12 protein-coding genes are annotated in these 13123 nt (G+C 44.6%); 3 read left to right on the top strand and 9 right to left on the bottom strand.

Annotated elements, in window-relative coordinates; translation table 11 throughout:
- Positions 1-25: 25 nt before the first annotated feature.
- The 3 genes from ACTG2U_RS18605 to norV form a co-directional block, all read right to left on the bottom strand.
- Positions 26-367, bottom strand: a complete 342-nt coding sequence (locus tag ACTG2U_RS18605; RefSeq protein ID WP_017408673.1) for a DUF1971 domain-containing protein — start codon at positions 365-367, stop codon at positions 26-28.
- Positions 368-429: 62 nt separating this feature from the next.
- On the bottom strand, positions 430-1599 hold the full coding sequence (gene norW / locus ACTG2U_RS18600) for an NADH:flavorubredoxin reductase NorW (RefSeq protein WP_042024864.1): 1170 nt from the start codon (positions 1597-1599) through the stop codon (positions 430-432).
- Positions 1596-3077, bottom strand: coding sequence for an anaerobic nitric oxide reductase flavorubredoxin (norV, locus tag ACTG2U_RS18595; RefSeq protein ID WP_017408675.1), 1482 nt, complete (start codon positions 3075-3077; stop codon positions 1596-1598). Before norV ends, norW begins: the two co-directional genes overlap by 4 nt.
- Positions 3078-3247: 170 nt before the next feature.
- Between norV and norR the strand changes: the two genes are divergently transcribed.
- Both norR and ACTG2U_RS18585 read left to right on the top strand, forming a co-directional pair.
- On the top strand, positions 3248-4774 hold the full coding sequence (gene norR, locus ACTG2U_RS18590; RefSeq protein ID WP_139442186.1) for a nitric oxide reductase transcriptional regulator NorR: 1527 nt from the start codon (positions 3248-3250) through the stop codon (positions 4772-4774).
- Positions 4775-4847: 73 nt separating this feature from the next.
- Entirely contained in the window at positions 4848-5519 is a 672-nt protein-coding gene (locus tag ACTG2U_RS18585; protein WP_080768714.1) for a response regulator, read from the top strand.
- Between the two features lie 152 nt (positions 5520-5671).
- On the opposite strand, the gene ACTG2U_RS18580 is transcribed toward ACTG2U_RS18585, so the two are convergent.
- Both ACTG2U_RS18580 and ACTG2U_RS18575 read right to left on the bottom strand, forming a co-directional pair.
- A complete protein-coding gene (locus tag ACTG2U_RS18580; protein WP_082034777.1) occupies positions 5672-6115 on the bottom strand; it encodes a CopD family protein in 444 nt (147 codons plus the stop codon).
- Between the two features lie 309 nt (positions 6116-6424).
- Entirely contained in the window at positions 6425-7486 is a 1062-nt protein-coding gene (locus ACTG2U_RS18575; RefSeq protein WP_439974909.1) for a YeiH family protein, read from the bottom strand.
- Between the two features lie 99 nt (positions 7487-7585).
- Here ACTG2U_RS18575 and ACTG2U_RS18570 point away from each other — a divergent pair, with 99 nt between their 5' ends.
- The gene (locus ACTG2U_RS18570; protein WP_080768715.1) at positions 7586-8461 is read left to right on the top strand and encodes a LysR family transcriptional regulator; all 876 of its coding nucleotides are present in this window, start codon (positions 7586-7588) and stop codon (positions 8459-8461) included.
- Between the two features lie 314 nt (positions 8462-8775).
- Here ACTG2U_RS18570 and ACTG2U_RS18565 read toward each other — a convergent pair whose 3' ends face one another.
- From ACTG2U_RS18565 to ACTG2U_RS18550, 4 genes are all read right to left on the bottom strand, one after another.
- On the bottom strand, positions 8776-9186 hold the full coding sequence (locus tag ACTG2U_RS18565) for a hypothetical protein (RefSeq protein ID WP_128815196.1): 411 nt from the start codon (positions 9184-9186) through the stop codon (positions 8776-8778).
- Between the two features lie 260 nt (positions 9187-9446).
- On the bottom strand, positions 9447-10292 hold the full coding sequence (locus ACTG2U_RS18560; protein ID WP_042024862.1) for a universal stress protein: 846 nt from the start codon (positions 10290-10292) through the stop codon (positions 9447-9449).
- A 19-nt stretch (positions 10293-10311) separates the two neighbouring features.
- Complete coding sequence (locus ACTG2U_RS18555) at positions 10312-11802, bottom strand: SulP family inorganic anion transporter (protein WP_236563323.1); 1491 nt, start codon at positions 11800-11802, stop codon at positions 10312-10314.
- Between the two features lie 686 nt (positions 11803-12488).
- Entirely contained in the window at positions 12489-12941 is a 453-nt protein-coding gene (locus ACTG2U_RS18550; protein ID WP_236563322.1) for an antitoxin Xre/MbcA/ParS toxin-binding domain-containing protein, read from the bottom strand.
- Positions 12942-13123 lie beyond the last annotated feature (182 nt).

Raw genomic sequence — 13123 nt, 5'->3', positions numbered from 1 at the left:
TTTGTGGCGATGACAAGATTGTAATTTATTCTCTTGTCTTAATGAGTGGGGTGTCTGAGCTTACGTTTTCAGCCCAAAAATGGATATTGAATCTAGCATCTTCAGACAGTTCAACCCTGTGCCAATACTGAGGTGGGCTGGTTGCAAACTCTCCGGCTCGGATTACAAGCGTAATTTCAGGTATCTCCGCTGTTTCATCAGCAAAACCGTAATATGTTACCGTCCCCTCCATTACACATAACTGACCGAATACGCCAGCAGCTGTATTGTGATGGGTTAATAGAGCCTGTGGTACGTTTTCATTTGTAAAGAATGGGGTTGAACGGCGAACAACCCAATGAGCTGGTATACTATGCAGTAGCGACATGTTTTATCCTTAATAATCTATGAAATTAAGTAAGGCTGAGCATATGCTCAGCCAGCAATTATTCATCTAGAAAGAAGGCGTAGAAGTGGGAATGCAGCTCCCATTTGGTCTCCACCTACGACAAAGCCGCACATTTCACCATCCTCGCTGCGAGCTTCTGCGACCATTCCATTTTTATTCCACTTAAACTGCCATGAAAGGTCTGTACCTTTTGTTCTACCAGCTAACTGCAAAGGATATTGAAGTGTTTTTACCTTCACTAGCATTGGAGGAAGCGTTAGTGGTGTTGGCTTACCAATCAGAGTTTTAGATAATGCATTGGCACCGAGAACAATTGGCTGCAAAAAGGGGCGTAATTCACCTTTCCACTCAACGCAATCACCAAGCGCATAAATGTGCTCACTCGATGTTCTCAGGTATTCATCCACTACAATTCCACGCCTTACAGCCAGTCCCGCATTCATCGCTAAGGATAGATTCGGTTGTAGACCTATAGCTGAAATGACAAGATCCTGTTCACTGAAACTGCTGTCAGTGAGCTCTATCGTAAAGGATTCGTTGGCATCTCCTCTTTGTATCGACTTGATACCTCGACCAAGTTTTAGGTCAACCCCCTGCTCCCGTAAGGCTTGCAGTAACGGTTGACTCAATGCAGCTGGCATTAATGTACTTAGGGGGCTGTCCGCCAGATCTACAAGCGTCACAATTCGGTCTTGGCCCACCATATCCATAGCCAACTCACAGCCGATCAAACCTGCTCCGAGTACCATAATGCGTTTTGCATTCTTAATTAATTGTTCGGCATTGGCATAATCATTTTGGCTATTGAGGGTTACCATTTTATCCGAGTTGGGAACGGGAGGCAGTATAGAACTGGCCCCAGTTGCCAGCACTAGCTGGCCATAAGAAAAATCGCCATTATTTGTGTGTACCATTTTGTTATTCGGACTAATGCTATGCACAATCGTATTAGGTGACAGAATGATACGTTGCTGTTCAGCAAATTGAGCCCCCGTCAACTTTGTCATTGCGCTGGCGGTGTAACCACGACTGACCACATGACTCAAGTCCGGTTTGTTATATTCATTGCCATTATCAGCGGTAATAAGACGGATCGGTCTTTCACCATCTAATTTACGCAAGCTTTTTACCAACTGCTGAGCGGCAAAGCCGCTACCGATGATGACTATATCCTGGCTGGAACCAGCATAATGCTCATTTAATGCGCTCATACACATGCCTCCACTGCGCATGGTTCGAATACCTCCTTGCCGATGCCGCAGCCAGGGCAAAGGAAACTCTCCGGTACAAGGCTCCAGGGAGTGCCAACCGCAACCAATTGATCCGGTTCACCTAAGGCGGGGTCATAAACCCACTGGCAGACTGTGCAAAGCATTGCTTGCTCATCGTCTACTCCGGCTACAACTGACTGTGTGGTCTCCTCTACAGGGGAGATATCAACAGTGAATGGCACTTGATGGGCTGCTTTTTCTGGGCGAGGCACCTCAATAGGATGTAACGCCCATTGACGAGCGAGCTGGCGTCCATGCTCTCGGCACTCTGCCAGTGCAGAACCATCTGGTCGCCATTTGGCTTTCAGAGAAATGCTGATATCAAAGCCTGCATCCATCAATCGGGTCTGGATACGATCTACTGCACCACCAGTCCAGCCGTAACTGCCGAATGCAGAAGCACGCTTGTTTCTAAAGCGCAGGCCAGTTATCTCCTCCAGCATGCCTGCCACCTTAGGCATCATGACGTTGTTCATTGTGGATGAGCCCACGAGTATTCCCTTGGAGCGGAACACTTGTGTCAGGATCTCGTTCTTATCGTGGCGGGCTACGTTGTAGATCTTGACTGCGACCCCAGGGTCAACTTCGTGAATACCCTGTGCGATGGCATCGGCCATCATACGGGTGTTGTTTGACATCGAGTCATAGAACAGGGTGATACGATCTTCTTGGTAGTGGTCTGCCCACTCCAGATACTTGAGAATAATTTGGGTCGGATCCTCACGCCAGACAATACCGTGGGAGGTTGCCACCATGCTTACTGGCAGGTTGAATCCAAGCACCTCTTTGATTTTAGCTGTCACAAGTGGGCTGAATGGGGTGAGGATATTTGCGTAGTACCGTTGGCACTGCTCCATCAATTCGGTTTGATCTACTTCGTCATTGAACAGATGCTCATCACAATAGTGTTGACCGAAGGCATCGTTAGAAAACAACACTGCGTCCTCAGTCATGTAGGTCATCATGCTGTCGGGCCAGTGCAGCATAGGTGTTTCAATGAACACCAGCTGCTTGCCATTACCGATGTCGAGACTGTCGCCTGTTTTGACTGGATGGAAGTTCCATTCAGGATGATGATGGTGTCCCGTGATTGAGTCGATAGCGTTGTGAGTGCAGTAAATCGGAGTGCCTGGGATACGAGCCATCAATTCGGTCAGTGCCCCTGCGTGATCTTCCTCAGCATGGTTGATCACCACATAATCGATAAGGTTTAGGTCGATCTCTGCTGCAAGGTTTTGAACGAACTCTCGGCTGAACTTATGATCGACTGTATCAATCAGCACGTTCTTCCCTTCACGGATGAGATAGCTGTTGTAGCTCGTCCCCTTGTTTGTCTTGTACTCAGTACCATGAAAATCTCGAACTTCCCAGTCCCGTTGGCCGACCCAGTGAATGTTGTTTTTGACATGAATGGTCATCTGGCAATTCCTCAGTATGTAATAGTTGGTATTTCTTGATATCAACTATTGCAGCTAACATGCCAACTCATAACTCATTGTTTTTATGAGACTTAGTTTATTTTCTTGTTAAAATGACATAGTATTGATATTGTTTAAATGACAGCATCAATGTCATTTGGACACTAACAATGATTTCGACAGACAGTTTGGCTCGTATTGCTATAGACATACAGCTGGGGATTTCACATCAAGACAGATTCCACCGCCTTATCCAGAGTATTCGCAGCCTACTGAACTCAGATGCGTCAGCCTTGCTACGGTACGAAGGAGGCCAGTTCATCCCGCTCGCCATCGATGGCTTAATGCAGGACGTATTAGGACGCCGTTTCGCCATCAAGGAGCACCCACGCATGGAGGCAATTGCCCGTGCTGGTGACGTAGTACGCTTTCCGGCAGATAGTAGCTTGCCAGACCCCTATGATGGCTTGATCCCTGATCATGCAGAATTTAAGGTGCATGCTTGTGTTGGTTTGCCTCTGTTCTCCGATCAAGTCTTGATTGGTGCATTGACCATAGATGGAATGAATCCTGCTCAGTTTGATGACATTAGCGATGAAGAGTTGCGTTTAATTGGTGCGCTAGCGGCAGCGGCGTTAAGTAACTCATTACTACTAGAGCGTTTAGCTCGCCAGAGCAGTGAGCCATTAATACCTTCAACACCAACAGGTGCAGATAGGTTCGAGATAATCGGGCATTCTCAGGCGATGCAGCAGCTAAAGCATGAGGTAGATATAGTTGCTAATACTGATTTAAACGTCCTGATTTTGGGCGAAACGGGTGTAGGTAAGGAGTTAATAGCAAAAGCTGTACATCTTGGCTCGCCACGTACAGATCGAAAATTGGTATATCTCAATTGCGCAGCCCTACCGGAATCAGTAGCAGAGAGTGAACTATTTGGGCATGTAAAGGGAGCGTTTACAGGCGCTATTCATAACCGTGCGGGTAAATTTGAACTAGCGGATAAAGGCACGTTGTTCCTGGATGAAGTTGGAGAATTATCCTTATCATTGCAGGCAAAATTGCTACGTGTCATTCAATATGGAGACTTGCAGCGGATTGGTGATGATACCCCACTGAAAGTCAATGTACGTGTGCTTGCTGCAACGAATCGAGACTTGAAGAAAGCGGTCATCAATGGCGAGTTTCGATCAGACCTCTATCATCGCCTGAGTGTTTTCCCTATACATGTACCAGCCCTGAGAGACAGAGAGGATGACATCTCCTTGTTGGCTGGTTACTTTTGCGAATGCTGTCGAGTGAGTATGGGATTAGAGCAACTGCGGATCCAACCTCAAGCACTGCATCTTTTGAAGGGCTATGGCTGGCCTGGTAATGTGCGCGAACTGGAGCATGCCATTCATCGTGGTGCTGTATTGGCGAGAGCAGAGCAACGAAGTTCGGTTCTGACGCTTGCAACCCATCACTTCAGTATAGCTATACCACCAATGCCTCAATCTGGCATAAGTCCTACCGAAAATATTGATGACTTCGCCACTAACCAAATGGGTTTGAGAGCATCAACGGATGCATTTCAGTCTGCGCTAATTACAAAGGTACTAGCAGATCATAATGATAATTGGGCTGCAACAGCACGAGCCTTAGATATTGATTGTGGTAATTTACACCGCCTAGCCAAGCGGTTGGGACTGAAGTAAATATCAGTATTTTTTACATTTTTGAAATTTCGATTTGAAATCAGAGCATTAATAATATAATAGAGCCCTAGTTATGGATAACATTGAATCAAACAGACCACCATCGCCACTAAAAACTTTATTGATTGATGATCATTCCATTCTACGCAGTGGAATAAAAGAGCTTTTATCTACAGATCCTGACATTAAAGTCGTTGCAGAAGCAGGTGATGGCCAACAAGGGCTAGAGCTGGCAATTACTTACGAGCCGGATGTAATAATATTAGATCTTGATATGCCCATACTGAACGGTCTTGAAACGTTAAAAAAAATAAAGGCACATGGGTTGAAATGCAAAGTCATAATTTTCACATGTTCCGACCTTGAAATGGATGTAATTGAGACTTTCAGGGCAGGAGCAGATGGATATTTGCTCAAAGACATAGAGCCATCTGATTTTATAATGTCAATAAGATCAATTTATTCTATTTCATTTGTGGCGAGCCCTTCAATATTAAAGATTTGTAATTCAGATCATTATATTAAGCAATCAAAAAAAGCAGCTAACTCGATAAATTCTTTAAGCCATAGAGAAATAGATGTGCTAAAGCTTATGTCAAACGGTTTTTCAAACAAGCTAATCGCTCAAGAATTATTTATATCTGTAGGAACAGTCAAAATTCACGTGAAAAATATACTAAAAAAATTAAGCTTGAAATCAAGAGTGGAAGTGGCAGTGTGGGCACATAATCGAACTATAAACTAGGTGTATGGGATAGCCCCCTATATTTCCTATAAAATATCACATCATATGTATGCCTTGTATTGGGTTAAGAAGAAATCACCACTTGGCATACATAATATTATGCACCAAGTGATGATTTATCTAACATTGCTTTTATTAGTTTCATTATAACTTTAATACAACCATCCTGTTCTGAATGAAACGCCTACAAAAACGAATAGGATAGATATGATCGTCACTGCTCGAATGTGCCATCCCATTAAAGCTAAATTAGACTCATTTAAATTCGGAATTACACGAAATCTAGCATTTATTGCAAAACAGGTAGTGAGTGTAAGTAATGCCAATTTAATGAGAATAACATTTGTAACCCTGTTATCAACGTTAAACCAATTTAGTACATCACTCTCAATGTTCAATGCCAGGTAAATACCCGTGACTATCTGCGTTATTAAGGCAGGCATTCCAATTCTCTCGTATACAGATTCAAAGTCTAGTAATATTTTCGTTGACGATTCCTTTAGTGCTTTAGGGAGAACTATTAGAGCGAGTATAATATGCCCGCCAGTCCAGATTGTTGCACCTAAAATATGCAAAAATAACGCAACTCCATGCATGTCAAACACCTTCGATGTTACACATTAAATTGGCATTCAGGATGTTCATTAAAGCACTTTTTGCTAATGATTTCTACTAAAAAAATTCAGTAGTTAGTAACTGATTTAATTAAAATCACAGTAAGTGTGATGCATTATTATTGATGCTCTACATCACAATGCAAGATGTCTCTGAAAGATACATCTTGCATTTGGATGCAATGTATTTAATTGCACTCTTGATTTATATTTTTATATGATGGAAAAAAATTTTTATATTAAAGTGGGATTACATTATCAAATGAGATCTTTGCCATTTTCTTTTAATATTCAAAATAAAATTAATACGGCTAGATTTATAACAAAACCACCTACACAAAGGAATAGAAATAGTATGGCAGCAAGAATCAAAGGTTTTACACCCGCTTGATGTATTGCACCAATGTGAGTACGTAATCCAAGAGCGGCCATAGCCATTGCAAGCAATATACTGTCGATATCAATCAAGTAATTGACAATGTGTGGAGGTATAATGTTAAGGGAATTTATTCCACTGGCGACAATAAATAATACCGCAAACCATGGTATAGTAATGCTATTGCTTTTATGGGACGTATCATGAGTCTCTTTACCGATGCATGTAGATAATACTATTAAAAATGGTGCGAGCATCATGACACGAATCATCTTAACAATCACGGCCGTATTTGCTGCATCCTCGCTGACACTACGGCCTGCTGCCACTACCTGTGCGACTTCATGAATTGTTGAACCAGCAAACATGCCGTATTGTTCAGCACTTATATCTAAATAGGGATAAATTAGTGGGTATAGAAACATAGCAATAGTTCCAAATACAACCACCGTAGCAACAGCAACTGAAACCTTATGAGCTTGGCCCTTGATCACAGGTTCAGCAGCCATTATCGCAGCTGCACCACAAATGGAACTTCCTGCACCAATTAGCATTGTTGTCTGTTTATCAAGTCTTAATAGTTTTGTTCCAATATAATAAGCCAAGATAAACGTACAGCTGATCATTAATATGTCTATGATAATTCCTGCCCAGCCTATCCCCTCTATTTGCTGGAAGGTTATTCTGAAGCCATAAAGAACAATGCCAACTCTAAGTAATTTATTTTTAGCATAATCTACACCTATAGCAGTATGATTTGCTACACGAGGGAAGAAGGTGTTTCCAATAAAAATCCCAAATACAATAGCCAAAGTAAGCGCACTAAGGCCCATATGAGTTGCAACATCCAGTTTACTAGCTAAAATACTCATTGCGGCAATTATCGCTACGAGTATGATGCCTAGCCACCACTGGTAGCTTTTTAGGCTACTTTTCAAAAACGAATTATTATCATGTACAACAGACGAATGAGGCATTGAGTGGTCTTCTATACTTATTTACTGTGTTATAGCATTATATGCCTTGATAATTGATAATAAAAATACATAATAATTAACAATGGATAACCTACAGTTATGGTTATAAACCTACACCTTTTGCGCATTTTTTATACGGTTTCAAGTGAGGGCGGTTTTTCCAATGCAGCCACACATCTTTGTATTAGCCAGCCAGCGGTATCAAAAGCAGTTAGTGAGTTAGAGCGTCAGATAGGGCTTCCATTACTAGAAAGAGGTTCAGGTAGAAGCCGAAAAGGGATTCATTTGACTGAGCATGGGCAAGTGCTATTTGACCATGCGCATGCAATATACATGTTAGAGCGTGCTGCCATTGATGATATGCAAGCCAGAATTGGAATGAAGAAAGGGCGCTTGACAATTGGAGCAAGTAGCACAATTGCTGGGTATTGGTTTCGACCATATTTATCAAAACTTATACAACGTTTTCCTGATATTGACCTAAAAATAACTACGGGAAATACGCAGTATATAGGACAGCAGTTATTAGACTGTCAAATCGATATCGGATTGGTCGAAGGAACACTGAGTGATCCTCGCCTCTTATCATGTCATTGGCATGATGATGAGCTTTGTCTTATTACATCCCTAACATCAGATACATATGAACATGATTGGGCACAACACACTTGGTTGTTAAGAGAACCTGGTTCAGGAACGAGAGAAGCAACAGAGTTATGGTTAGAAAATCAAGGCATTATCCCTATACGGTGCATTGAATATGGTAGTACTGAAGGAATAGTCAGAGCTGTTGCTGAGGGACTAGGAGTTTCGCTGGTGTCTTCTCGGGTGGTGCGTGAATCAGGATATGCTGATGATGTTTCTGTTATGCCTATTTCTATTAGATTTCGCCCATTATTTATCGTTTTATTGAAAGACAGGCCGATTTCTCCTCTTGTAGAAAAATGTTATAATATCTTGATGAGTCAAAGTTGATATGTAATCTTCAAGCTAATAAGCGTTGTAGAATTTCCTACTCTATCTGCGTTGACGATTTTTCTAAAAGAAATAATCTATCGCATAAAGAAATCCATATTTCAATCCAAGGTGTGATTTGAGCCGGAATATATAGTCATTACTGCTATTTCAAGATCTTTTAGGTGGTTTTTTAGCTTCATGCGGACTGTAACATCTAATATGATATAAGTAGATATGTATACTTATTGGAAAGCTGCTTATAGATACTAATTTTCTATAGCTTGCATTTCTAGACTAATTCCATGTCTTAAATTCAGTATCACCGCACTTAATCACACTATATTATTTTGTTTTTTTAGTTTCTCTACAATCCATGCGCAGGCTTCATCAATTCTTAAAAAACTTTTTACTTCATGCAGCTTAAGTGACGGGAGCCTACTTATCGAAATTGAGTACAACGTTGGTGAGGATATTACATGCGCCTGGCACACTAGCATGCTATTTCCCAACCATTGATGAAAACTATCTGCCGCTTCAAGGGCGTCTTCTGTCGCACCAGCATAATGTCTTACATCAATAAGTAGGCCAAATGGTTTTTCTTTTATTGTTTCAATAGTCGAATGCATTTCTAAAATCCATGCTGCCACACCCTCCTTATTGAATGTACCTATTAACTCACATATGACGATACAATCAGCATGAAGCTCTATTGAATAACGTCCGTGTTCGAGTTTTTTAGACATAATATCTCCAATGCATGAAACACCACTTTATGCGTTTTACACTAAGTAATTGCATTTGCAAACGGTTATTAAGAGGGGACATGCGATACTTATCAAATTGTTAGGTACAACAGTCAAAGATAGCATATCCTGATCTCGTGCTAGTATGGTAAATATGTACTATTAGGAATCCATATAGAATAGGAATTATTTATAATATCCGTAATGTAAGAGATGAGTGGTTGTTCCACTCATCCTTTTTGTATTTAGCGCACGACTAACTATCTTAACAGCAGTATGCTTCTTTCCGCCATTTTTAAAATGGCCGTTGTCGTACTTCCAACAATAAATTGCCTAATGCGCGAGTGACCGTAAGCCCCCATCACAATAAGGTCGCAGCCTACCTCTTCTGCATGCTGGCAAACAACTGGCACCACCTCTCCTTGCAGCAGCATTGCTTCAACCCTGATACCCGCACTCTTCAACAACTGTTTGGCTTGTGCCAGCTGGCGCTCGTGCTCATCACTCGGTTCGCCGACCATCACCAAGTCACACTCCAGCCCCTTGAGCAGAGGACTGCTTGCGATCAATTCCAGCACCTTCTTGGTGGTCGGGCTGGCGTCATAGGCAAACAGGAAGCGGCTTGGGGCCTGAAAGCCCGGCTGCACTACCATGATGGGATTAGCCAAGGTACGGATGACGTTCTCGATATTGCTGCCAATCAGTTCGTGGGCATGGGCGGTGCCCTGCTTGCCCATGATCAACATCCGCATACCGGATGAGAGTTCCAGGGTCGTCTCGACCAACTGGCCGTGGCGTTGCAGGGCCTCGACCCCTGACACCCCCAAGCCAGCCAGATATTCCTTGCCACTGTCCAGCAGAATGCGCCCCTGTTCATGGGCGAGACGGCTGCGTTGGTGATCCAGCTCGGCGAGCTCCTTGAGCAAATGCTCGCGGCTGCCCAGGCCGATGTTGCCGGAGAGATCGGCTTGTCCTTCAAACTCATTTTTTTCCAATACGTGCAGTAGAGTGACAGGTAACCCAGTGTTGGCTGCGGCCCATGCCGCAGCATCACACACAGCTGTCATGGCAGGTGAACCATCGATACAGGCAAAAATGTTTGTCATGGTAAATTCCTTCTTGTGATCAGTGTCCAGCCAGCAGCTTTTCAACTTCTTCCGGTTTATCGTGAACGCCAAAGCGGTCAACGATAGTGGTACTCGCTTCGTTCAAGCCAATCAGCTCGACTTCGGTGCCCTCGCGGCGGAACTTGATGACCACCTTGTCCAGTGCGGTGACAGCGGTGATATCCCAGAAGTGGGCATGGGTGAGGTCGATCACCACTTTCTCTACCACCTCCTTGAAGTCGAATCCGGCAAAGAACTGTTCGGCACTGGCGAAGAACACCTGGCCCCGAACCAGATAGGTACGCACCTCACCTTTGCGCTCGCAGTCGCTCTTGACCAGCATGAAACGGGCAACCTTGTTGGCAAAGAACAAGGAGGCGAGCAGTACCCCGACAAATACCCCAAGTGCCAGGTTATGGGTAGCAACGACCACAGCCACTGTTGCCACCATCACGATATTGGTGGAGAGCGGGTGCTTTTTGAGGTTACGCAGTGAATCCCATGAAAACGTTCCGATAGAAACCATGATCATCACGGCCACCAATGCGGCCATGGGGATTTGGCGGATCCACTCATCCATGAAGACAACCATCAGAATGAGTAATGTGCCTGCGACAAAGGTAGAGAGGCGGCCACGACCACCGGATTTGATGTTGATGATGGACTGACCAATCATGGCGCAGCCCGCCATGCCACCCATCAGGCCCGCACCAATATTGGCGATCCCCTGGCCCTTGCATTCGCGATTGCGGTCGCTGCTGGTATCCGTCAGGTCATCGACAATGGCCGCCGTCATCATGGATTCGAGCAGACCGACCACAGCCAGACCTGCGGAGTATGGGAAGATGATCGCCAGCGTCTCCAGATTGAGCGGCACTTCGGGCCACAGGAAGATGGGCAGAGTATCGGGCAGCTCGCCCATATCGCCTACAGTACGGATATCGATGCCCATGGTGATGGCGACTGCCGTCAGGATGACGATGCAGAGCAGCGGAGAAGGCACTAGCTTGCCAACCACCGGAATAAGCGGGAACAGATAGATGATGCCAAGACCAGCTGCTGTCATGGCATAGACCTGCCAGGTGACGTTGGTGAGCTCAGGCAACTGGGCCATAAAGATGAGGATCGCCAGCGCATTGACGAAGCCGGTGACCACGGAACGGGAGACAAACCGCATCAGGCTGCCGAGCTTCAAGTAACCAGCCGCGATCTGGAGTACCCCAGTGAGCAGAGTTGCTGCCAGCAGATATTGCAGGCCATGCTCTTTGACCAGGGTCACCATCAGGAGTGCCATTGCGCCTGTGGCTGCCGAGATCATGCCTGGACGACCGCCAACAAAGGCTATGACCACGGCGATACAGAAGGAGGCATAGAGGCCGACTTTGGGGTCTACTCCAGCAATAATGGAGAAGGCGATGGCTTCTGGGATCAGCGCCAGGGCGACCACGATTCCGGCTAACAGGTCACCACGGATGTTGGAGAACCATTCTTGTCTTGCACGTTCTAGCATGGGGAGATTTTCTCGCTTGTTTAGGATCCATAGCACAACGCACCCATCGGCTTGGGGGTCAGATGGAGTTCGGGCAGGATCAGATTGTTGTATTGGGATCTAATGGGTGTAAGAAAGCGCTCCGGTTGTGACAACCAGAGTCAGGCGGCAGGAGCCGCAGAGGGAGGGGTTAGGGCAGCGTTACAGTCACACCAGTATGCGATTTGTTCATGGGCTGCGGATGATAGCAGAGAAGCGCTTGCACAGGTAGGTTTATCATGCTTTGCAAAAACGCCTTTTTAATTTTCCGCCCTACAGGGCGAATATAGCCACATTTTTATTATGCTTTAACTTCTATTTTCTGCTTTCTGTTTTCTGTTTTCTGTTTATATGAATATAATTTATTACTGAGTGATGGAGCATTGATGTCTTAAGCCAAGTTAAGGAACTTTAATTTATCAGTGCTCTTTAAATTTAATTTATTTAATAAAATAGCTTATAGGGGGTAATAAAACTGGTTTCTCTTCGCTGCGCAGCAGCGGAATGTTGAAATGGAAAAAATTAATTTATAGCTCTCATAATTAGTAAATGGACAGTTTTCCGAATTTTTCAAGTGGGGGGATGTGAAAAAGTTTGAAAATAATTCTGTTTGGTGGAAATTTGGCCAATCTGGATGGTTTTATTCTCACCGCCCCCCGACTTATTGCTTATACGCACACCCCATGCTGAATCCGTCCCACCAAATTCACAACAGCCTGAACCCCCATCGGTGTATTCAGCAATGTGGCTGGAGCCACGCCACCGAGGCCCCAGGCTGGTCTGTTTAGCCATGACAACGCCTTGGCAGTATCGTTCTTGTTGAGGGATAGTGCCGCATCGAGGGCCTGTACAACGCCGTATACCCTGGCACCCTGAGAGATTGATAGGGGAGCCCCAATCCTCAGCTTGCGAGCAACAGTGTGGCGGCTAATGCTTACTAAGCGGCATATCAAACCTATGTCTGCACTCATCAATTCAGCCAGTCGATGAATGCTGCCAGGAGCTACGCCAGCCACGATCCATAGATGTGCCCCCAACGGGTCACTCGGTATGCCAAGAGAGTCAAATATTGTCTTAGTAGAGGCCGTAGCCTTACCTGGATGATAACTCGCATAGGACATGATGAAATTTCCCCTGAACCTACGATACCAGATTACCTTATCCTATCTGTTCCATGTGGCGATGGCGATGGGTCTGAGGACTTTGTTGGATGAGGCACAGGATACAGAGGTTGAAGCGCCCCATTCGGGCAATACCAACTTTTTCGTGAATCTCTGGGCATAATTCTATCTGGGGTCTTTAT

The organism is Aeromonas sp. 95A, assembly GCF_051919235.1.
Classification (GTDB): domain Bacteria; phylum Pseudomonadota; class Gammaproteobacteria; order Enterobacterales; family Aeromonadaceae; genus Aeromonas; species Aeromonas veronii.
The sequence above is the reverse complement of the archived record's forward strand: the minus strand, read 5'-3'. Positions and strand labels throughout refer to the sequence as shown.

Bases quoted from the DNA above. Each gene is read 5' to 3' on its own strand.
- ACTG2U_RS18605 (WP_017408673.1), bottom strand. From the start codon at position 367: ATGTCGCTACTGCATAGTATACCAGCTCATTGGGTTGTTCGCCGTTCA.
- norW (WP_042024864.1), bottom strand. From the start codon at position 1,599: ATGAGCGCATTAAATGAGCATTATGCTGGTTCCAGCCAGGATATAGTC.
- norV (WP_017408675.1), bottom strand. From the start codon at position 3,077: ATGACCATTCATGTCAAAAACAACATTCACTGGGTCGGCCAACGGGAC.
- norR (WP_139442186.1), top strand. From the start codon at position 3,248: ATGATTTCGACAGACAGTTTGGCTCGTATTGCTATAGACATACAGCTG.
- ACTG2U_RS18585 (WP_080768714.1), top strand. From the start codon at position 4,848: ATGGATAACATTGAATCAAACAGACCACCATCGCCACTAAAAACTTTA.
- ACTG2U_RS18580 (WP_082034777.1), bottom strand. From the start codon at position 6,115: ATGCATGGAGTTGCGTTATTTTTGCATATTTTAGGTGCAACAATCTGG.
- ACTG2U_RS18575 (WP_439974909.1), bottom strand. From the start codon at position 7,486: ATGCCTCATTCGTCTGTTGTACATGATAATAATTCGTTTTTGAAAAGT.
- ACTG2U_RS18570 (WP_080768715.1), top strand. From the start codon at position 7,586: ATGGTTATAAACCTACACCTTTTGCGCATTTTTTATACGGTTTCAAGT.
- ACTG2U_RS18565 (WP_128815196.1), bottom strand. From the start codon at position 9,186: ATGTCTAAAAAACTCGAACACGGACGTTATTCAATAGAGCTTCATGCT.
- ACTG2U_RS18560 (WP_042024862.1), bottom strand. From the start codon at position 10,292: ATGACAAACATTTTTGCCTGTATCGATGGTTCACCTGCCATGACAGCT.
- ACTG2U_RS18555 (WP_236563323.1), bottom strand. From the start codon at position 11,802: ATGCTAGAACGTGCAAGACAAGAATGGTTCTCCAACATCCGTGGTGAC.
- ACTG2U_RS18550 (WP_236563322.1), bottom strand. From the start codon at position 12,941: ATGTCCTATGCGAGTTATCATCCAGGTAAGGCTACGGCCTCTACTAAG.